The 18,545-nt window shown below is 67.7% G+C and carries 16 protein-coding genes; 10 read left to right on the top strand and 6 right to left on the bottom strand.

Going from position 1 to position 18,545, the window contains the following annotated elements:
* Nucleotides 1–114 precede the first annotated feature (114 nt).
* The 8 genes from RQI43_RS13595 to RQI43_RS13560 all read left to right on the top strand — a co-directional run bounded on the left by RQI43_RS13595 (nucleotide 115) and on the right by RQI43_RS13560 (nucleotide 10,562).
* The gene (locus tag RQI43_RS13595; protein WP_311275480.1) at nucleotides 115–711 is read left to right on the top strand and encodes a hypothetical protein; all 597 of its coding nucleotides are present in this window, start codon (nucleotides 115–117) and stop codon (nucleotides 709–711) included.
* 160 nt (nucleotides 712–871) lie between these two features.
* Nucleotides 872–2,794 carry a glycoside hydrolase family 15 protein gene (locus tag RQI43_RS13590; RefSeq protein ID WP_244478036.1) on the top strand — a complete coding sequence of 641 codons (1,923 nt, stop codon included), beginning with the start codon at nucleotides 872–874 and terminating at the stop codon, nucleotides 2,792–2,794.
* A 36-nt stretch (nucleotides 2,795–2,830) separates the two neighbouring features.
* Nucleotides 2,831–4,906, top strand: a complete 2,076-nt coding sequence (gene tkt, locus RQI43_RS13585; RefSeq protein WP_311275479.1) for a transketolase — start codon at nucleotides 2,831–2,833, stop codon at nucleotides 4,904–4,906.
* Nucleotides 4,907–5,135: 229 nt separating this feature from the next.
* The gene (locus tag RQI43_RS13580) at nucleotides 5,136–7,988 is read left to right on the top strand and encodes a bifunctional transaldolase/phosoglucose isomerase (RefSeq protein WP_311275478.1); all 2,853 of its coding nucleotides are present in this window, start codon (nucleotides 5,136–5,138) and stop codon (nucleotides 7,986–7,988) included.
* A 142-nt stretch (nucleotides 7,989–8,130) separates the two neighbouring features.
* Nucleotides 8,131–9,105 carry a phosphogluconate dehydrogenase (NAD(+)-dependent, decarboxylating) gene (gene gnd / locus RQI43_RS13575; RefSeq protein ID WP_311275477.1) on the top strand — a complete coding sequence of 325 codons (975 nt, stop codon included), beginning with the start codon at nucleotides 8,131–8,133 and terminating at the stop codon, nucleotides 9,103–9,105.
* Between the two features lie 69 nt (nucleotides 9,106–9,174).
* Nucleotides 9,175–9,906, top strand: coding sequence for a 6-phosphogluconolactonase (gene pgl / locus RQI43_RS13570; RefSeq protein WP_311275476.1), 732 nt, complete (start codon nucleotides 9,175–9,177; stop codon nucleotides 9,904–9,906).
* Nucleotides 9,907–10,017: 111 nt separating this feature from the next.
* Complete coding sequence (locus RQI43_RS13565) at nucleotides 10,018–10,242, top strand: antitoxin MazE family protein (protein ID WP_056427629.1); 225 nt, start codon at nucleotides 10,018–10,020, stop codon at nucleotides 10,240–10,242.
* Nucleotides 10,239–10,562 carry a type II toxin-antitoxin system PemK/MazF family toxin gene (locus RQI43_RS13560; protein WP_311275475.1) on the top strand — a complete coding sequence of 108 codons (324 nt, stop codon included), beginning with the start codon at nucleotides 10,239–10,241 and terminating at the stop codon, nucleotides 10,560–10,562. The genes RQI43_RS13565 and RQI43_RS13560 overlap by 4 nt, the downstream gene beginning before the upstream one ends.
* Nucleotides 10,563–10,622: 60 nt before the next feature.
* Here the strand turns inward: RQI43_RS13560 and speG are convergent, their stop codons facing one another.
* From speG to apaG, 3 genes are all read right to left on the bottom strand, one after another.
* Nucleotides 10,623–11,207 carry a spermidine N1-acetyltransferase gene (gene speG / locus RQI43_RS13555; protein ID WP_207413469.1) on the bottom strand — a complete coding sequence of 195 codons (585 nt, stop codon included), beginning with the start codon at nucleotides 11,205–11,207 and terminating at the stop codon, nucleotides 10,623–10,625.
* Nucleotides 11,204–12,379, bottom strand: coding sequence for an acetylornithine deacetylase (gene argE / locus RQI43_RS13550; protein WP_311275474.1), 1,176 nt, complete (start codon nucleotides 12,377–12,379; stop codon nucleotides 11,204–11,206). Before argE ends, speG begins: the two co-directional genes overlap by 4 nt.
* Nucleotides 12,380–12,487: 108 nt before the next feature.
* Nucleotides 12,488–12,880: a Co2+/Mg2+ efflux protein ApaG gene (apaG, locus tag RQI43_RS13545; RefSeq protein WP_018044100.1), complete on the bottom strand. Its 393-nt coding sequence runs from the start codon at nucleotides 12,878–12,880 to the stop codon at nucleotides 12,488–12,490.
* Between the two features lie 131 nt (nucleotides 12,881–13,011).
* Here apaG and RQI43_RS13540 point away from each other — a divergent pair, with 131 nt between their 5' ends.
* Together RQI43_RS13540 and RQI43_RS13535 are read left to right on the top strand one after the other, a co-directional pair.
* Nucleotides 13,012–13,428 carry a hypothetical protein gene (locus RQI43_RS13540; protein ID WP_311275473.1) on the top strand — a complete coding sequence of 139 codons (417 nt, stop codon included), beginning with the start codon at nucleotides 13,012–13,014 and terminating at the stop codon, nucleotides 13,426–13,428.
* A gap of 101 nt (nucleotides 13,429–13,529) precedes the next feature.
* The gene (locus tag RQI43_RS13535; protein WP_311275472.1) at nucleotides 13,530–14,675 is read left to right on the top strand and encodes a 2'-deoxycytidine 5'-triphosphate deaminase; all 1,146 of its coding nucleotides are present in this window, start codon (nucleotides 13,530–13,532) and stop codon (nucleotides 14,673–14,675) included.
* A gap of 99 nt (nucleotides 14,676–14,774) precedes the next feature.
* Here RQI43_RS13535 and RQI43_RS13530 read toward each other — a convergent pair whose 3' ends face one another.
* The 3 genes from RQI43_RS13530 to argF all read right to left on the bottom strand — a co-directional run bounded on the left by RQI43_RS13530 (nucleotide 14,775) and on the right by argF (nucleotide 18,504).
* Complete coding sequence (locus RQI43_RS13530; RefSeq protein ID WP_311275471.1) at nucleotides 14,775–15,884, bottom strand: hypothetical protein; 1,110 nt, start codon at nucleotides 15,882–15,884, stop codon at nucleotides 14,775–14,777.
* A 277-nt stretch (nucleotides 15,885–16,161) separates the two neighbouring features.
* Nucleotides 16,162–17,166: an Hsp33 family molecular chaperone gene (locus tag RQI43_RS13525; protein WP_311275470.1), complete on the bottom strand. Its 1,005-nt coding sequence runs from the start codon at nucleotides 17,164–17,166 to the stop codon at nucleotides 16,162–16,164.
* A gap of 393 nt (nucleotides 17,167–17,559) precedes the next feature.
* Entirely contained in the window at nucleotides 17,560–18,504 is a 945-nt protein-coding gene (gene argF / locus RQI43_RS13520; protein WP_056427610.1) for an ornithine carbamoyltransferase, read from the bottom strand.
* Nucleotides 18,505–18,545: the final 41 nt, after the last annotated feature.

The raw sequence follows: 18,545 nt of genomic DNA, 5'->3' as shown, positions 1-18,545 counted from the left end.
CGCAAACGCGGGCGCTTATGGCGATGTCGAAGGTCGGGGTGAGGTGTTCGGATGGTGGAGTGCCGCATATCGCAGCCTGTCGAGAACGCCCTCGCCTCCGAGGCGGGGACCGGCATGGCACTTCCCCTCCTGCCGACGATCGTCGTCGCGGTGATCGTGTCCGCCGCCTCCTTCCTCTGCCAGACGCCCTCCGCGCCCATTCCCGAGACGCCCGCCAGCACGCGGATCGTCGAGATGGAGAGCCGGACGGCGCAGGCGAGGCCGATCGAGACCGCCGATCTGGGTACGGCCTTCGTCCCGGCCGCTTTCGCCTTCCGTGATCAGTTTCCGCTGCGCGATACGGTGACCACGACCGCCAGCATCGCGCCGCGTCGTGCGACATCCCGCACCGCCGCCGCGAAGCCGTCTCAACGCCGGCCCGATTCCGCGCGGTCCGAAATGGCGAAGACCGAAGCGACGAGACCGGACGCCAACCGGGTCCCGTCGGTCGTCGCCGCGAAGGCCGCCATCTCGCCCGAGCCGTTCCGGGTGGAGGCCGAGGCGGACGAGGAACTCATTCCCCATCTCGCCCTGCCCTTCGCGCCGGCCATCTCCGCGATCACCCGTGCCGGCAGCTTCGTCGGCACCCAGAGCGCGGCGGTGGGCGCCGAGGCCATGGCCCTCGGCAGTGTTGTGACCGGGCTCGTCGACCGCCTGCCGTTGCAGCCCTGATCGCACCGCGCTGCGGGGCACGCGCGGTTTCGGGCCGGTCCGGCCAGTCTTTCAGAGCTTTGCCGCTGGATTCTCCCCCTGTCGGGGACTAGGTGAGCCTTCGTCGACGAGACGGGCGCGACGACCGCATTGCCGCGGGGGCCCGGCGGCAAGGATGGGCATGGCGGGACGGATCGAGGATTACGCGCTGGTCGGCGATGGCCGCACCGCTGCGCTCATCGGGCGCGACGGCAGCATCGACTGGCTCTGCTGGCCCCGTTTCGATTCCGCCGCCTGTTTCGCCTCCCTCCTCGGCACCGAGGAACACGGGTTCTGGAAACTGTCCCCGGTGGATGGCGAGGCCACGGTCACGCGCCGCTACCGCGAAGGCAGCCTCGTCCTCGAGACGCGCTATGTGACCTCCGCGGGCGAGGCCAGGGTGATCGACTACATGCCGGCCAATGACGGGTCGCACATGGTGCGCATCGTCGAAGGCCTCTCCGGCTCGGTCGACATGCGCATGGTCCTGGCGGTGCGCTTCGATTATGGGCTCGCGGTGCCGTGGGTCTCCCATAACGAGCTCGGCGACCTGCGGGCGATTTCCGGCCCCCATAAGGTGGTCCTCCGCACCCGCGCGCCCCTCGACGGCGTCGGCCAGACCACGGTCTCGGACTTCACCGTGGCGAAGGGCGAGAGCCAGTCGTTCTGCCTCAGCTACGGCCTTTCGCACGAGGACGATCCGCCGCCGATCGAGCCGCGCAAGGTGCTGTTCCAGACCGACCGCTACTGGCGCGACTGGTCGAGCCGCTGCGCGTCCGGCACGCCCTGGGACGCGATCCTCAAGCGCTCGCTGCTCACGCTCAAGGCTCTGATCTACACGCCGACGGGCGGGATCGTGGCCGCGCCCACCACCTCCCTGCCCGAGGAGCTCGGCGGCGTACGCAACTGGGATTACCGGTTCTGCTGGCTGCGGGATTCGACCTTCACCCTCATCGCGCTGATGGATGGCGGCTTTCTCGACGAGGCGAGGGCCTGGCGCGACTGGCTGATCCGCGCCGTCGCCGGCAATCCGGAACAGGCCCACATCCTCTACGGCATCGCCGGGGAGCGTCTCCTGCCCGAAATCGAGCTCGACTGGCTTCCCGGCTACGAGGGGTCGAAGCCGGTGCGGATCGGCAATGCCGCGGTCAACCAGTTCCAGCTCGACGTCTACGGCGAGATCTTCGACGCGCTCTACCAGGCCCGCCAGCGTGGCCTGCTCGGCGATGCCGATGGCTGGCGCGTGGGCCTCGCCCTGCTGGAGCATCTGGAGAAGGTTTGGAGCGAGCCCGACGAAGGCATCTGGGAGGTGCGCGGCGGGCGCCGGCACTTCGTCCATTCGAAGGTCATGGCCTGGGTCGCCTTCGACCGGGCCATCCGCTCCTTCGAGATGGGCGACGGGCCGCCCGCCCCCGTGGATCGCTGGCGCGCGATCCGCGACCATATCCACGAGGAGGTCTGCGAGAAGGGGTTCGACAAGGAGCTGAACAGCTTCGTCCAGTATTACGGGGCCAAGACCCTCGATGCGAGCCTGCTCCTCATCGCCCATATGGGCTTCCTGCCCCAGGACGACCCCCGCGTCGTCGGCACGGTGGAGGCCATCGGCAAACACCTGATGCGCGACGGGTTCGTGCTGCGCTACGACACCGAGGATGACAATACCGATGGTCTGCCCGGCGGCGAGGGGGCTTTCCTGCCCTGCAGCTTCTGGTACGCCGACAATCTGATCGGTCTCGACCGCTGCCACGAGGCGCGGGAGTTGATCGAACGCCTCATCGGCGTTTGCAACGATGTCGGGCTCGTGGCCGAGGAATACGACGTGGGAGCCAAGCGCCTTGTCGGCAATTTCCCCCAGGCGTTCAGTCACGTCACGTTGGTGAACACGATTTTGAACTATAGCCGTGCCAGCGGGCCGGCGCGGGAGCGCAGCGAGAAATCTGCCCTCGCCCGGGCCACATCGCCGAACCGGGCGAGTTCTCCCAGCCAGCCGAACTCTCCCAGCCAGGCGAGCTCTCCCAGCCAGGGTGGCGCAAATCTAGAAGGCGCCGCAGCCCAGCACAGCTGATCGCCGCAGCCCCGTAAAGAGTAGGAAGACGAGACCATGAGCGGAGCCGAGACCAAGCCGAAGGGTGAACTGAGCGAGATCGACAAGCTCTCCATCGACACCCTGCGTACCCTGGCGATCGACGCGGTGCAGAAGGCGAATTCCGGCCATGCCGGCGCGCCGATGGCCCTGGCGCCCGTCGCCTACACCCTGTGGAACCGCTACCTGCGCTACGACCCGGCGCATCCGCACTGGCCCAACCGCGACCGGTTCGTGCTCTCGGCGGGCCACGCCTCGATGCTGCTCTACGGGTTGCTGCACCTCGCCGGTGTCGCTCAGAGCGATGGCGGCAACGAGCCGGCCATCACCATTGAGGACATCAAGAACTTCCGCCAGCTCGACAGCAAGACGCCGGGGCACCCGGAATACCATTTCACCACAGGCGTCGAGACCACGACCGGGCCGCTCGGCCAGGGTGTGGCGAATTCCGTCGGCATGGCGATGGGCGGCCGTTTCCTCGGTGAGACCCTGAACCGCCCCGACCTGCCCCTGTTCGACTTCAACGTCTACGCGATCTGCTCGGATGGCGACCTGATGGAGGGCGTGGCCGCCGAGGCCGCCTCCATCGCCGGGCATCTGCGCCTGTCGAACCTGTGCTGGATCTACGACAACAACACGATCACCATCGAGGGACACACCGAACTCGCCTTCTCCGAAGAGGTGGCGACGCGCTTCCTCAGCTATGGCTGGCAGGTCCTGCGGGTGGCCGACGCCAACGACGTCCATGCCATTTCCGCCGCCCTGGAGACCTTCCTCCAATCCAGTGACCGGCCGACGCTCATCGTCGTCAACTCGATCATCGGCTTCGGCGCGCCCAAGAAGCAGAACACCTCGAAGGCCCATTCCGACGCCCTCGGCGAGGAGGAGGTGAAGGGCGCCAAGCGGGCCTATGGCTGGCCCGAGGATTCCCAGTTCCTGGTGCCGGACGGCGTCATCGAGAACTTCCGTAGCGGCATCGGCCAGCGCGGCGCCGAGCTGTTCGCCACCTGGGAAGGCTTCATGGCCGAGGCCAAGGCCTCAGATCCGGCCCTGGCCGAAGAGATCGACGCCCTCCTCACGGGCCGCCTGCCAGAGGGCTGGGACAAGGACATCCCGGTCTTCCCGGCCGACGCCAAGGGCATGGCCACCCGCGAATCCTCCGGCAAGGTGCTCAACGCCATCGCCAAGAACGTGCCCCACCTGCTCGGCGGCTCGGCGGATCTGGCCCCCTCCAACAAGACCAAGCTCGAATTCGAGGGGGCCGGTACGCTCTCGCCCTTCGAGCCGGGTGGACGCAACATCCATTTCGGCGTGCGCGAACACGCCATGGGGTCGATCGTCAACGGCCTCGGCCTCGTCGGCCTCCGGGCCTACGGCGCGACCTTCCTGGTCTTCGCCGATTACATGCGCCCGCCGATCCGCCTCGCTTCGCTGATGGAGCTACCGGTCTTCCACGTCTTCACGCACGATTCGATCGGCGTCGGCGAGGACGGCCCCACCCACCAGCCGGTGGAGCAGCTCCTGACGCTCCGCGCCATCCCCGGCCTCGTGACCCTGCGTCCGGCGGATGCCAACGAGGTGGCGGAAGCCTACCGGGTCATCATGGGGTTGAAGGATCAGCCGGCGGTGCTGGCCTTGAGCCGCCAGCCGCTGCCGACCTTCGACCGGACCAAGTACGGCAGCGCCGCCGGTGTCGCGAAGGGCGGCTACGTGCTGGCCGATTGCGACGGTACGCCGGAGGTCATCCTCATAGGCACGGGCAGCGAGGTGCAGCTCTGCGTCTCGGCCTACGAGGCGCTGACGGCGGAGGGCATCAAGGCCCGCGTGGTCTCGATGCCGTCCTGGGACCTGTTCGAGCGTCAGGACGAAGCCTACCGCAACACGGTACTGACGCCGGAGGTGCTGGCCCGCGTCGCCGTCGAGCAGGGCTCGGTGATCGGCTGGGACCGCTATGCGGGCTCCGCCGGCGCGATCATCGGCATGCATACGTTCGGGTCCTCGGCCCCGATCAAGGATCTGCAGACCAAGTTCGGCTTCACGCCGGAGAAGGTGCTGCAGGCCGCCCGCGACCAGATCGCGCGGCACAAGAAGTAGGTCTCGCGGGTTCCCTGAAGGACGGAACGCACGTCCCCCTCCCCCTTGTGGGGAGGGGTCAGGGGTGGGGGTGGTTGGGTGACCCGCAGGCCGCGGAGGCCAGCGGAGCCATCCCCACCTCCGGCTCCTCCCCACAAGGGGGAGGAGAGGCGCGCATCCTGACAACGAGTGCTGAACGACGCTGCCTTTCGCGCGCTACTCACGACGACTGACGACGAGGAGTTTTTGCATGAACCCGCTGAAGGCTCTCTTCCCTGAACAGGGCCAGGCCGTGTGGCTGGATTTCGTGGCCCGCGGTTTCATCGCCGATGGACGCCTCAAGAAGCTGGTGGACGAGGACGGCCTGCGCGGCGTGACCTCGAACCCCTCGATCTTCGAGAAGGCGATCGGCGATTCCGCGGAATATGACGGCGCGCTGAAGGAGGTCATGGATGCGGGCGATGCCCGCGTCATCGATCTTTACGAAGGCTGTGCCATCGCCGACATCCAGGCGGCGGCCGATGTGCTGCGCCCGGTCTACGAGGAGAGCGACGGCGCCGACGGCTATGTCAGCCTCGAAGTCTCGCCTTATCTCGCCCTCGACACCGAGGAGACCCTCGACGAGGCCCGCCGTCTGCACAAGACCGTGGCCCGCGACAACCTGATGGTAAAGGTGCCCGCCACCCCGGCCGGCATCCCGGCGATCCGGGCCCTCACCGCCGACGGGATCAGCATCAACGTCACGCTGCTGTTCGGCCAGGATTCCTACGAAGAGGTGGCGCGCGCCTTCATCGCCGGCCTGGAAGAGTTCGGCGCCAAGGGCGGCGACGTCTCCAAGGTCGCCAGCGTGGCGAGCTTCTTCATCAGCCGTATCGACGTCACCATCGACAAGGCCCTCGACGCCAAGATCGCCGAAGCCAACGATCCCGACGAGAAGGCGGAACTGGAAGCCCTTAAGGGCAAGGTGGCCATCGCCAACGCCAAGCTCGCCTACCAGCGCTACAAGCGCATCTTCGCCGAGCCGAAATGGCAGGCGCTCGCGCAGAAGGGCGCCAAGGCGCAGCGCCTGCTCTGGGCCTCCACCGGCGTCAAGAACAAGGCCTATTCCGATGTGCTCTATGTCGAGGAGCTGATCGGGCCCGATACCGTCAACACCATGCCGCCGGCCACGATGGATGCGTTCCGCGACCACGGCACGGTCAAGCCCGCCATCGAGGAGAATGTCGGTGACGCCGAGGCCGTGATGGCCCGTCTGGCCAAGGCCGGCATCGATATCGGGGCGGTGGCCAAGCAGCTCGTGGAGGAAGGCGTCCAGCTCTTCATCGACGCCGCCGACAAGCTCCTGGGCGCGGTGGCGGGCAAGCGCGCCGATTTCCTCGGCGCCAAGCTCGACGGCCAGACCCTGATCCTCGGCGATGCCATCGGCGCCGAGGCGAAGAAGGCGGTGGAATCCTGGCGCGCCTCGGGCTCGATCCGCCGGCTCTGGGCGCATGACAAGACGGTCTGGTCGAATGCCGACGAGGACCAGTGGCTCGGCTGGCTTCGCATCGTCGAGGACGAACTCGCCCGAGTCTCCGAATACCAGGCCTTCGCCGAGGATGTCCGCCAGACCGGCTTCTCCGACGTCGTCGTCCTCGGCATGGGCGGGTCGAGCCTCGGCCCGGAAGTGCTGGCCGAGACCTATGGCAGCCGTGACGGTTTCCCGACGCTGCGCATCCTCGATTCCACCGATCCCGATCAGGTCCGCGCCGTGGAAAGCGCGGTGAATCTCGAGACGACTTTGTTCATCGTCGCCTCGAAATCCGGCTCAACCCTCGAGCCCAACGTGTTCCGCGATTACTTCCTCGGCCGGATGAAGGCTCTGGTCGGTGAGCGGGCCGGAGCGCATTTCGTGGCCGTCACCGATCCCGGCTCGGCCATGGAGGCGGCGGCCAAGGCCGACAATTTCCGCCGGATCTTCTACGGTGTGAAGCAGATCGGCGGGCGCTATTCGGTGCTCTCCGCCTTCGGACTGGTGCCTGCTGCGGCGTCCGGCATCGACGTGAAGGACTTCCTCGACACGGCGCGGACCATGGTCCGCTCCTGCGGCCCGGCCGTGCCGCCGGCCCAGAACCCCGGTGTCCTACTGGGCACCGCCATGGCGGCGGCTGCCCTGCACGATGGCCGCGACAAGGTCACGTTCATCGCCTCCCCCGGCATCGATACGTTCGGGGCTTGGGCCGAGCAGCTCATCGCCGAATCCACCGGCAAGGACGGCAAGGGTCTCATCCCCGTCGACGGCGAGCCGGTCGGCGTGCCGGCGGTCTATGGCCGCGACCGCTTCTTCGTCTATCTGCGTCTCGACAACCGGGCGGATGCCCAGCAGGACGAGGCGGTGCGTAGCCTGGAGCGCGAGGGCCACCCCGTCGCCCACATCACCATGGCCAACGAAGAGCAGCTGCCGCAGGAATTCTTCCGCTTCGAGATGGCGACCGCCGTCGCCGGCGCGCTGCTCGGCATCAACCCGTTCGACCAGCCGGACGTGGAAGCCAGCAAGATCGAGACGAAGAAGCTGTTCGACGCCGCCGAGAAAAGCGGTTCGCTGCCCTCCGAGACGCCGCTCTTCGAAGACGAGACCATCGCCCTCTACGCGGACCCGGCCAATGCCGGAGCGCTGCCGCAGACTGGAGAGGGGTTCGAGGCGGCACTGAAGGCCTATCTCGCGCGGATCAAGGACGGCGACTACGCCGCGCTGCTGGCTTACGTCGCCCGTAACGAGGCGCACCACGCCATCCTGCAGGAGGCGCGCATCGCTCTGCGCGACAAGCGCAAGGTCGCGACCTGCCTCGAATTCGGGCCGCGCTTCCTCCATTCCACGGGACAGGCCTACAAGGGCGGGCCGGATACCGGCGTGTTCCTGCAGATCACCGCCGACCCGTCGGAGGATCTCGCGATCCCCGGCCGGGCGCTGGGCTTCGGCACCGTGGTGGCGGCCCAGGCGCGGGGCGATTTCGCGGTCCTGGCCGAGCGCGGCCGCCGGGCCCTGCGCGTCCACATCAAGGGCGGCGATGTGGACGCCGGGTTGAAGCGCATCGCGGCGGCGATCAAGGCGGCTGTGGCGTGATCTGAGGCCCTCTCCTCCCCCTTGTGGGGAGGAGCCGGAGGTGGGGGTGGTTGGGTGACCCTCTTTCTCCTGAGGCAAGCGGCACGACCCCCACCCCTGACCCCTCCCCACAAGGGCGAGGGGAAAGCAACGGAGATCCCCAATGCAACTCGGCATGATCGGCCTCGGCCGGATGGGCGGCAACATCGTCCGCCGCCTCCTGCGGGACGGGCACACGGCCGTGGTCTTCGATCAGAACCCGGAGGCCGTGGCGGCCCTGGTCGCCGAGGGCGCCACCGGGGCGGCGAGCCTGGAGGAGTTCGTCTCCAAACTCGACGTGCCGCGCGCGGCCTGGGTGATGCTACCGGCGGGTGCGATCACCGAGGCCACGGTGGCGCAGCTCGGCGACCTGATGCAGCCGGACGACGTCATCATCGATGGCGGCAATTCCTTCTACAAGGACGACATCCGGCGGGCAGCCACCCTGAAGCCGAAGGGCATCCACTACGTCGATGTCGGCACGTCGGGCGGCGTCTGGGGCCTGGAACGCGGCTATTGCATGATGATCGGGGGGAGCAACGACGCCCTCGACAGGCTCGACCCGATCTTCAAGACCCTGGCACCGGGCGTCGGCACCATCCCGAAGACGCCGGGTCGCGAGGGCCGCGACGCCCGCGCCGAGGAAGGCTACATCCATGCCGGGCCGAGCGGCGCCGGGCATTTCGTCAAGATGGTCCATAACGGCATCGAGTACGGGCTGATGCAGGCCTATGCCGAGGGATTCGACATCCTGAAACACGCCAATTCGAAGGATCTGGCCGAGGACCAGCGCTTCGACCTCAATATCGGCGACATCGCCGAAGTGTGGCGGCGCGGCAGCGTGGTCTCGTCCTGGCTCCTCGACCTCACGGCGGGGGCGCTGGCGGGCAACGAGGCCCTGGACGGCTTCTCCGGCTTCGTCGCCGATTCCGGCGAGGGGCGCTGGACCCTGAACGCGGCCATCGAGGAATCGGTGCCGGCCAATGTGCTCTCCGCCGCCCTCTATGCCCGCTTCCGCTCCCGCGAGGACGCCTCCTACGCGGACAAGCTGCTGTCGGCCATGCGCAAGGGCTTCGGCGGCCACGTCGAACCGAAATAGCCTGTCGTGCAGGCGATATAGCCTGCCGGACGGGCGATCGAGGACCAGACCAGGAGGACGCGTCGCCGCATGATCCCGCTACCGAACAACGCGGAAATCTTTCCTGATGGCGAGAGCGTCGCCCGCGCGGCGGCGGACCGCCTCGTGACCCTCTGCACCGAGAGCAAGCAGGAGCGCATCGCCATCTGCCTCTCCGGCGGGGCCACGCCGAAGCGGCTCTACACCCTGCTGGGCGGACCCGACTATGTCGGTGCCCTCCCCTGGGACCGGCTGCACTGGTTCTTCGGCGACGACCGGTTCGTGCCCTGGACCGATGAGGCCAGCAACATGCACATGGCCCGCGCGGTGTTCGGGGACGCCCCGATCCCCGAGGGCCATCTCCACGGTATTCCCACCGACGGGACGCTGGACTCGGCGGCTTCCGCCTATGCCGAGACCCTGAAGGGCTTCTACGGCGCCGACGAACTCGACCCGGCGCGCCCGCTCTTCGATCTCGTTCTCCTTGGGATCGGCGAGGACGGGCACACCGCGTCGCTCTTCCCGGGCAAGCCCGCGCTCGCTGAGCGTCAGGCCTGGGTGGCGCCGGTCCCGGAGGCCGGGCTCGCGCCGTTCGTGCCACGCATCACCCTCACCTTCCCGGTCCTCGCCTCCTCACGCCAGCTTCTCGTCCTGGTGACGGGGGCCGGCAAGCGCGATCCCCTCGCCCGGATCGCCAAGGGAGAGGATCTGCCCGCGCGCCACATCTCGAGCATCGGCAACTTGACATGGCTGCTCGACCGCGCGGCCGCTGATTTCGGCTGAGACCGGCGACCGGCTGAGACCGGCGACCGGCGGTCCGTCACTGTCCTGGCCCCTTGGCATGGTCGCATGCGGACCCTACGTTACATGTAACGACTCGGGAAAGGACTCGTCATGTCGGCAACTGTCGGTCAGCGTGTCAGCAAGCGTCGTGATGCGCTCCGGGCGGCTGGCCTCCGGCCCATTCAAATCTGGGTGCCCGACACCCGAAGGGCGGGCTTTGCCGAAGAATGCGCGCGACAGGCTCGGGTCGTCGCGGCGACAGATGCGGCCGATCGGGAACTGGATGCCTTCATGGAGGCCGCGCTCGTCGATATGCTCCCTGAGCGCGAGGCATGAAGCGGGGCGATCTCGTCACCATCGCCATGCCCGGCGATTTCGGCAAACCTCGTCCAGCCCTCATCATCCAATCGGACGCGTTCGCTGAGACCGGCACGGTCACGGTCCTGCTGATATCCGGCACGCTGGCCGAGGCTCCCCTGATCCGCACGACCGTCGAGCCGACTGAGGCCAATGGCTTGAAGAAGCGCTCACAGGTCATGGTGGACAAGGCCATGTCGGTGAAGCGTGAGAAGATAGGCGCACGGATCGGCTATCTCGATGCCGAGACGATGCTGGCGGTGACGCGGGCGCTGGCTGTGTTTTTCGCCATTGCCTGAGCGCGGATCGCTGCCGAGGCGATCGCACGAGGCCGGTAAGTGACCTTCCAGGATCGACGGCTACGACTTCAGCACCGGCTCCGAAATATCGCCGCTGCCGCGTCGGGCGAGGTAGGCGGGCTGGAAAAGGCACATCCGTACCGCGTCGCGATACTTGCCGTTGACGAAGAACTCGTCCTTCAGGATGCCTTCGGGCACGAAGCCGCAACGCTCGTAGATGCGGACGGCGCGGGCATTGTCCTTGTCCACGTGCAGGTAAAGCTTGTGGATGTTGAGGACGCTGAAGGCGTAATCCATGGCGATGCGGGTCGCGCGCGGGGCGTAGCCCTGGCCCTGGAAGGCCGGATGGATCGCGATCTGGAATTCGCAGCGCCGGTGCAGGTGGTTGATTTCCACCAACTCCACGAGGCCGGCCGGCGCGCCCTCCGAATTGGCGATGATGAAGCGCCGCTCGGTCTGGTTATGGATGTTGCGTTCGTAGAGCTGCGCCAGTTCGGCGAAGGACTCGTAGGCCTCCTCGAACCAGTAGCGCATGATGCTGTCGTTGTTGTTGAGCTGATGCACGAACATCAGGTCTTCGCGCTCCAGCGGGCGGAGCTTCACCGGGCCGTCGGCCGCGATGGTACGGGGAGCGAACTTGCTCATGGAGTTACGACGCATTCCGAGATGAGACGGCGCATGAACGCCTCGCCGGCCTCGAGGGCGGCAAGGGTGATGTACTCGTCCGGCTGGTGGGCCTGGTCGATGGAGCCGGGGCCGCAGACGACGGTGGGTATGCCCGCCTTCTGGAAGCGTCCCGCCTCGGTGGCGTAGGAGACGGAGATGGTGTGGTTGCGACCCGCCACCCGCAAGGCCAGCCGCTCGGCCTCCGAGCCCGGCTCGGGGGCGAGGCCCGGCACCGCCACCTCCTCGATGGTCTCGATCCGCCCGTAATCGCCGTAGCGGTTGAGCCGGTCCTTCAGCACCGTCTCGACCTTGGCCGCGAACAGGGCCGGGATCTCGGCCATGTCGAGATCGGGCAGGCCGCGGAACTCCCAGTGGAAGGTGCAGACCTTGGGCAGGATGTTGCGCGCCGTGCCACCGGAGATCGTGCCCACATGCACGGTGGTGGAAGGCGGGTCGAAGCGGCCCGATACGTCGCCCCGCTCGATCATCGCATCGGCGATGCGGTTCAATTCGGAGACGAGCTCGGCCGCCGCCATCACCGCATTGGCGCCGAGCATGGGCTTGGCGGAATGCGCCTCGTGGCCGTGGACGGTGGTGAAATAGGTGACGATGCTCTTATGGGCGTCGGCTACGTCGAGATCGGTGGGCTCGCCCACGATCACCGCCCCCGGCCGGGGGAGATCCTTGCCGAACCGGGCGATGGTGTCGGCGACGCCGAGACACGTGGTCTCCTCGTCGTAGGAAAGCAGGATGTGGATCGGCCGCTTGAGGTCGGCGGCGAGCATGTCCGGGACGGCTGCCAGCGCCAGGGCGCAGAAGCCCTTCATGTCCACGGAGCCGCGCCCGTAGGCCCGCCCATCGGCGACCCGCAGGGTGAAAGGATCGGTGGTCCAGGCCTGTCCCGTCACCGGCACCACGTCGGTATGGCCGGACAGGACGATGCCGCCATCCACCTGTGGGCCGATCGTCGCGAAGATCGCCGCCTTGTCACCCGCTTCATTGGGGATGCGCACATGGCTCACGCCCCAGCCGTCGAGATAGGCGCAGACGCTGTCGATGAGCGCGAGATTGGAGCGCGAACTCTCCGTGTCGAAGGCGACGAGGCGCGCCAGCAGGTCGAGCGTGCTCAACCGTTCTCCGCCACCCGACATCGGCCTAAGCAGGTTTCGCAAAAGTTGGCCCCCGGTTTTGTGGCAAAAACCTGCGTCAGGGCAAAAACCGAAGCAGGGTGAAGCGTTGGCCTGCCAACGTGAACCTGCTTAGTGGACGCTGCGGCGGACGTGCGGCGAATCGAGGGAGAAGGCGGGGATCTCGGCCTCGAAGCTCTCACCAGCGGTGGTGGACATGGTGTAGCTGCCGGCCATCAGGCCGTCGGGCGTGGTGAGCGGGCAACCGCTGGTATAGCTGAACGACTCGCCGGGGCCGAGAACGGGCTGCTTGCCGACGACGCCGGCGCCGCGCACCTCCTGGGTCTCGCCGCGCCCATCGACGATACGCCAGTGGCGCGAACGCAGCTGGACCTGCTCGGAGCCGTTATTCACGATCTCGACGGTGTAGGCGAAGAAATACCGGCTTTCGTCGGGGGAGGATTCCTCCTCGACGAAGCGGGGCTGGACGGTCACGCTGATGCCGCGCGTCTGGGCCTTGTACATCGCCTTCAAAGCCTCCCGTACCGTCGCCCACCCGAAGCGACATAGCCTTTTCGCCGTGGTACGTCCCGGGCGAAATTGCGTCAATCGTGCTGAATGCGGGATAGCCCGCTCCAATCGGAAGGTCGTGTCCCGTGGTCGAGGAGACCCTCTCGCACCGGCCGGCGCCGTCTCCAGGCCGTGCGGTTCTCGCCAGCCTCGCGATCGCGGGTCTCGCCGGTGCCTTCGCCTTCACCATGCCGGAGCGGAACGGCTGGCCAGCCCTGGCCCTGTGCGGCGCGCTCCTGCTCGACGGTCTCGCCCTGCTGGCAGGCGCACTCCTGGCCCGACGCGGCCCCGCGCCCCGAATCGCCGGCTTGCCGTCCGTGGTTCTCGCCTTCGGCCCGGCGGCAGGCCTCGGGGCCGTGCTCTTCGCCGTCGCGCTCCTACTGTGGCCCGCAGGCTTTCCCCCGTTGGCCAGCGCGCTGGCGGGCCTGATCGCCATGGGGGCCATCGCCCGTCTGGTGGTCGCCTGGATCGTGTTGCGGATCGGCAGGGACGAGGAGGGTTAAGGGACCCTTAGAGGATACGCGAGAGACTGTGCGAAACCATGCGGCAGTCGCGATCCCCAGCCGGGGGCGGTGGCCCAGTTCGGAGCGGGCGACGCGAGACCATGCCGGATACCAAGCAGGACACGGCACGACCGGGCCCCTCTCCTTCTGCAAGCCCGCCTTCTATAAGCTCGCGTTCCGGCGGCATCCTGGCCGCGCAGGGCATCCAGGCTTTGCATGCGGCCGGTGCCATTCTCCCCGAAACCCCTTTCGCGGTGGATCAGGTCCAGCCGGCCAGCCTCGACCTGCGCCTGGGGTCTCGCGCTTTCCGGGTCCGCACGAGTTTCCTGCCCGGTAGCCGGCCGGTCTCGGCCTGTATCGAGGCCTTCGCTCTTCACGAGATCGACTTGACGCGGGATGCGGTGCTGGAGACCGGCTGCGTCTACATCGCCGAATTGCAGGAGACCCTGGCCCTTCCGGCGGACGTGGCGGCCAGCGCCAATCCGAAAAGCTCCACCGGCCGCATCGACGTATTCACCCGCGTCATCACCGACCGGGGCCAGGCTTTCGATCAGGTCGAGGCGGGCTACCAGGGCCGGCTCTATGCCGAAATCTCGCCCCGCACCTTCCCGGTCCGCGTCCGCACCGGCTCACGCCTGTCGCAAATCCGCTTCCGTCGCGGTGAGCCGCGCCTGTCCGATGCCGAACTCGCTGCGCTGCATACGGCGACCCCTCTGGTCGCTTCGGCCAACCCGTCCTTCCAGGGCGGCATCGCCGTCTCGGTGGACCTCGCCGGGTTCGGAGGGCTGATCGGCTACCGCGCCAAGCGCCATACCGGCCTCGTCGATGTGGACGCACCGGGCCGGCACGCCATCGCGGAATTCTGGGAGCCTCTTCCCGCCGACGGCTCGGGCGCGCTGATCCTCGATCCCGGTCAGTTCTACATCCTGGCCTCGAAGGAGGCCGTGCAGGTGCCGCCGGACTTCGCCGCCGAGATGGTGCCGTTCGATCCGCTGGTGGGTGAATTCCGGGTCCATTACGCCGGCTTCTTCGACCCCGGCTTCGGCTTTGCCGCCGCGGGCGGCGCCGGGGCGCGGGCCGTGCTCGAAGTGCGCTCGCGCGATGTGCCCTTCCTGCTGGAAGACGGCCAGATCGTCGGCCGCCTCGTCTACGAGCGCATGGCCGAGCGGCCCGCCACTCTCTACGGCACGGATGCCGGGTCGAACTATCAGGCCCAGGGGCTGAAACTGTCGAAGCACTTCGTCTGAGACGGCCACCGGCCCGAAAGCCGGTCACGAGGAAAGGGGAGGCGTCACGATGTGACCCCTCCCCATCGCCGTCATACTATCGTCGGAGGCGCGTGCGGATCAGTTGCGTCCGCCCGGCATGCCCCCCTCGCTTCTGCCCCCCTCGCCTCTGCCGCGCTCCGCGCCACCGCTCCGGCCGTTCATGCCGGCCGGCTTCATGGCACCGTTGTCGCCGCGCTCGGCCGCGTTGCGGATGCCGCCCTCCTGGCCGCTCGCCTGGCCACCTTCGCGGCCGGCATTGCGCATGCCGCCGCGCTCGGTCTCGTTCCGCTGCATGCCGACCGTACGATCGGCCTCGCCGCCACGATTGCCGTCGCGACGCATGCCGCCTTCGCTACGCACCGTCGCGCGGCCGGACACCCGCTCCTCGCCGCCGCGATAGCGCTCGGTGGTGCGGCCGCTCACCGAAACGCTGTCACGACCGCTCCGCGCGGTGGTGATGGTGAGACGCCGATATTCGGGTGAGCCGTAGACAACGCGCTGGCCGCGGATGACCACGTAGCGCCCGCCGGATCGACGCGAACCCGTCTGGTGAATCGTGACGAGGCGCCGATATTCCGGCGAGCCGTAGACGACGCGCTGACCCCGGATCGTCACGAAGCGCCGGCGGCCGTTCTGGACATAACGATCCCCGCCCCGGCGCTCGACGACCACGAGCCGGCGGTATTGCGGCGATCCGTAGACGACCCTCTGCCCGCGAATCGTCACGTACCGGCCGGAACGCTGGCCCCCGTCGAAGCGGCCGCTGACGCGGGTCGTGTTCCGCTCGATGCTGCGGCTCTCTCTCACCTCGTTCCGGTCGCGGCTCATGCGTCCCTCGGACTCGGTCCGCATCGACCGGCCCTCGTCGCGCATGCCCTGACGGTCTCCGCCGTCCCGCCCGCCCTGGCGGGTCATGTCCTGGTTCCGTGATTCGCGCCCGGCCGAATCGCGGCTGGAGGATTCCTGTCGCGCCGAGCTCGCGTCGCGGCTTTCCGTTGCGCGCTGCGCCCCGCCCCGTTCGGCATTCGCGGCCCCGCCGCGACCGCCCTGCCCGCTCTCGACGCTTTCGCGCGCGCCGGCGCCTGCCGATCCCGCGCCTGTACCGGTCGATCCCCCGACTGCCGCGCCTTGCGCGAAGACAGATGTCGAGAACAGTAATGCTGCAAGACCCAGTCCGAATTTCGTCATGGACGTTTCTCCCATAGCTTTCGAGCCATCGAAACGTCGAACGTGGCAAAACCGTTCACTCGGTTTAGCGAGTGATCGAGCGCCTTACGTGGTTTGCCCCCTCTGCAACCGATGATTTCACGAGCGCATGATTGAGATCGGCCGGCGAATATTGATGATCCCCGGAATGCGCCCAAGCTTTGCTGTGGCGAAGGTTCGTGTTTGGCTGCCGGGCTGCGCACAGTCCCGGCTTGCCGTCCATGGATGAGCCGGGGAGCCACCCCCGTCGGCGGGTGCCTCAGGCGGGATCGTCGATCCCGGCCTCGACCTCGGCCGGGTCGATGTCGTAGCGCCGCGAGCAGAACTCGCAGGTGATGCCGATGCGGCCATCTTCCGCGACCATGTCGCGGCGTTCCTGCGTGGCGAAGGAGCGGATCATGCCGAGGACGCGCTCCGGTGAGCACCGGCAGCGCTCGTGGATGCCCTGCGCCTCGAACACCCGCACGCCGCGCTCGTGGAAGAGCCGGTAAAGCAGCCGCTCGGAGGAAACCTCCGGATCGACCAGCTCGTGGTCCTCCACCGTGTTGACGAGGCTGCGCGCCTCCACCCAGGCATCGTCCTCCCGGACCTCGCCCTCGCCGAGATGGGCATGGCCCTCGGGAATGTCGCCCGGTGGGAGGTCGGCCAACCGCGCACGGTCGATGGATTGGGGCAGGAACTGAACCAGTAGGCCGCCGGCCCGATAGCTGTTGGTGCCGTTGGCGAATTGCTCGGCCACGGCGAGGCGAACCTGGGTCGGGATCTGCTCGGATTGCCGGAAATACTGGTGCGCCGCCTCTTCGAGGCTCTGCCCTTCGAGCGCGACCACGCCCTGGTAACGGCTGAAATCGTTGCCCTGGTCGATGGTCATCGCGAGATGGCCCTGCCCGATCAGGTCCGCGCTCTTGAGCGGAGTGGTCCCCAGCGCCTTCACCCGCTCCGCGTCGAACCGCGCCGTGGCGCGCAGACGGTCGGGCGCCTCGAAATCGACCACGATCATTTCGACCGGGCCGTCGCTCTTGGTCTGGAACTGGAACCGGCCCTCGAATTTCAGGGACGAGCCCAGTAGAACGGTGAGCGCCGCTGCCTCACCCAGCAGCCGCGCCACCGGGTCGGGATAGCCATGGCGGCGCAGGATTGTGTCGACGCTGGGCCCGAGCCGCACGACGCGGCCGCGCACATCCAGTGCCTCCACCGAGAACGGCAGGGCGACGTCGTCTGCGCCCTCGATGACGGTCGGGGAAATCTCGTGTCCGGAGGTCATGGCCTCTCCATGTCTCTTGTCCATCCGGTTCGCGGACCGAACGGAATGGCTCGATTCTCGATCTCATCCTGAGGCGCCGTAGCAAAGCGAAGGCCTCGAAAGAGGCCTCCAGTTCGGGCGACGAACACTGGAAACCTCCTTCGAGGCCGCTTCGCGGCACCTCAGGATGAGGTCGCGCTGGGGATGAGCAACGCTGTGCGGATCGCGACTGTCTGCATCGTGGAGTATGGCACGCAACCGCCGACCGTGCGTCCAAGACCGAATATAGGGATGAGCCCGCCGTTTCACACGGCCTTCAGCCCCGCGCGAACACCACATCCGTCACCGGCGCGGTCGGGAATTCTCGACCGGGACCGTCGTCAGCCGATATGGGCAAGCCGCCCGCTCAGTGTCTCACGCCCCCAGGCACCACGCCAGGATGCCCTTCTGCGCATGCAGGCGGTTCTCGGCTTCGTCGAACACCACCGAGCGGGGACCGTCCATGATCTCGGCCGTCACTTCCTCGCCGCGATGGGCGGGGAGGCAATGCATGAAGATCGCGTCGTCCTTGGCTGCCGCCATCAGCTTGGCATTCACCTGATAGGGCGAGAGCAGGTTGTGGCGGTAATGCTCGTCGTCGTCGCCCATCGAGACCCAGCAATCGGTGACAACGGCATCGGCGCCGTCCACCGCCTCGAAGGCGTCGGTAGTGACGTTGATGCGCGCGCCCTCCTGCTTCGCCCAGGCGAGCAGGGCGGGAGGCGTCGAGAGTTCGAGGGGAGCGGCGATGTTGAGGGTGAAGTCGAACCGCGCCGCCGCGTGGACCCAGGAGGCCAGCACGTTGTTGGCGTCGCCCGACCAGGCGATGGTGCGCCCCTGGATCGGCCCGCGATGCTCCTCGAAGGTGAGCACGTCGGCCATGATCTGGCAGGGATGCGAGACCTTGGTGAGGGCGTTGATCACCGGGACCTCGGCATATTCGGCCAGTTCCAGCATCAGGTCGTGGTCGAGGATGCGGATCATGATCGCGTCGATGTAGCGCGACAGCACACGGGCGGTATCGCCCACGGTCTCGCCCCGGCCGAGCTGCATCTCGCTGCCCGTCAGCATCAGTGTTTCGCCGCCGAGTTCACGCATGGCGACGTCGAACGAGACCCGGGTGCGGGTCGAGGGCCGGTCGAACACCATCGCCAGCATCTTGCCCGTCAGCGGACGATCGGCCGCGACCTCTCCCTTGCGGCGGCGTGCCTTCATCGCAGCCGCGGAATCCAGGACGGAGCGCAGGGCCTCGCCGGAGAAATCCTTGAGGTCGAGGAAGTGGCGGGGCCCGGTTGCGGCCCCGTTGGTGTGGGAATTCATAGGTCCGTTCTTCGTATCGTGCGTCGGGACATCTCGTGCGG

Source organism: Methylobacterium sp. WCS2018Hpa-22, assembly GCF_031843785.1.
Taxonomy (GTDB): Bacteria; Pseudomonadota; Alphaproteobacteria; order Rhizobiales; family Beijerinckiaceae; genus Methylobacterium.
Note: the sequence above shows the minus strand (reverse complement) of the source record. Positions and strands in the feature narration are given on the sequence as shown.

Excerpts from the sequence above, each read along its gene's own strand:
- tkt (WP_311275479.1), top strand. The coding sequence starts at position 2,831 with ATGAGCGGAGCCGAGACCAAGCCGAAGGGTGAACTGAGCGAGATCGAC.
- RQI43_RS13595 (WP_311275480.1), top strand. The coding sequence starts at position 115 with ATGGCACTTCCCCTCCTGCCGACGATCGTCGTCGCGGTGATCGTGTCC.
- apaG (WP_018044100.1), bottom strand. The coding sequence starts at position 12,880 with ATGTACAAGGCCCAGACGCGCGGCATCAGCGTGACCGTCCAGCCCCGC.
- RQI43_RS13590 (WP_244478036.1), top strand. The coding sequence starts at position 872 with ATGGCGGGACGGATCGAGGATTACGCGCTGGTCGGCGATGGCCGCACC.
- speG (WP_207413469.1), bottom strand. The coding sequence starts at position 11,207 with ATGAGCAAGTTCGCTCCCCGTACCATCGCGGCCGACGGCCCGGTGAAG.
- RQI43_RS13560 (WP_311275475.1), top strand. The coding sequence starts at position 10,239 with ATGAAGCGGGGCGATCTCGTCACCATCGCCATGCCCGGCGATTTCGGC.
- argF (WP_056427610.1), bottom strand. The coding sequence starts at position 18,504 with ATGAATTCCCACACCAACGGGGCCGCAACCGGGCCCCGCCACTTCCTC.
- RQI43_RS13530 (WP_311275471.1), bottom strand. The coding sequence starts at position 15,884 with ATGACGAAATTCGGACTGGGTCTTGCAGCATTACTGTTCTCGACATCT.
- pgl (WP_311275476.1), top strand. The coding sequence starts at position 9,175 with ATGATCCCGCTACCGAACAACGCGGAAATCTTTCCTGATGGCGAGAGC.
- gnd (WP_311275477.1), top strand. The coding sequence starts at position 8,131 with ATGCAACTCGGCATGATCGGCCTCGGCCGGATGGGCGGCAACATCGTC.
- RQI43_RS13535 (WP_311275472.1), top strand. The coding sequence starts at position 13,530 with ATGCCGGATACCAAGCAGGACACGGCACGACCGGGCCCCTCTCCTTCT.
- argE (WP_311275474.1), bottom strand. The coding sequence starts at position 12,379 with ATGTCGGGTGGCGGAGAACGGTTGAGCACGCTCGACCTGCTGGCGCGC.
- RQI43_RS13565 (WP_056427629.1), top strand. The coding sequence starts at position 10,018 with ATGTCGGCAACTGTCGGTCAGCGTGTCAGCAAGCGTCGTGATGCGCTC.
- RQI43_RS13525 (WP_311275470.1), bottom strand. The coding sequence starts at position 17,166 with ATGACCTCCGGACACGAGATTTCCCCGACCGTCATCGAGGGCGCAGAC.
- RQI43_RS13580 (WP_311275478.1), top strand. The coding sequence starts at position 5,136 with ATGAACCCGCTGAAGGCTCTCTTCCCTGAACAGGGCCAGGCCGTGTGG.